The sequence below is a fragment of the Pseudomonas sp. K8 genome, assembly GCF_014889455.1.
In the GTDB taxonomy this organism is placed as follows: Bacteria; Pseudomonadota; Gammaproteobacteria; order Pseudomonadales; family Pseudomonadaceae; genus Aquipseudomonas; species Aquipseudomonas veronii.
Map to the genome: position 1 here is coordinate 1 of NZ_VJWO01000143.1, position 765 is coordinate 765.

The window sequence follows — 765 nt, forward strand, 5'->3', positions numbered from 1 at the left end:
ACGCCGGCGTACACAAATGCCACGCTTTGCCGCGCACGGGTGAAGGCCACGTAGTACTTCGATGGCGCAGTGATGCGCGCCGCATCTGCGGTGCGCAGGTACTGCGTCAACGGCCCGTTGGGGAAGATTAGGACCCGACTATAAGTGCGTCCCTTGCACTGTCCGAAGTTCACCGCATGCCGTCCGTCGCAGGCATGCCGCCGGTCATGCCGGAGCACTGCGGTGGCGAACTCTCGCATATACGCAGCAACGTCGCCGGGAGCGACGAGGTAGATGCCATCGTGCCCCGTGACCTCGCCATTGCCCGATTGGGTGCGGGGCATCTGCGGATAGAGCGTGTCAGCCATGTCGCACAAGGCTTGGACGCAGCGCAGACTGATGAGGCGGTGATCCAGCTGGCATAAGCCATCCGACTCCCATATCTGAAACAGCGCTGCCAGATTGGGTCCACGATACTGGCTGTGCCTTTGCGCATAGTTGGTGGCATACGTCGCCTGGCGCGTATCACCCACCAACGTGATGGCGATATCGCTCTTCAACAGCCGCTCGACCAGATCTAGATCAAAGCCGGCCAGGTCCTGAACTTCGTCGATGTAGAGCTCGTCGTACATGGCCGCCAGGCGTGCCACAACCTGACCTTGGGTCAGCTCATCGCAGCGCACAGCAAAATCGGCGGCCCGGTCCGAATACATCCGGTTGCCAGCCAGGTAGTGGCGCGCCACCTGAGTGCGTGGGGCCCGGTTGTTGGTGACACCTTCTACGAAC

General features: G+C 61.6%; 1 protein-coding gene. It reads right to left on the minus strand.

All coding sequences use genetic code 11. From position 1 onward, the window contains the following. Positions 1-765: UvrD-helicase domain-containing protein (locus INT12_RS30630; protein ID WP_193059198.1), on the minus strand; the 765-nt coding region annotated here is incomplete at both ends.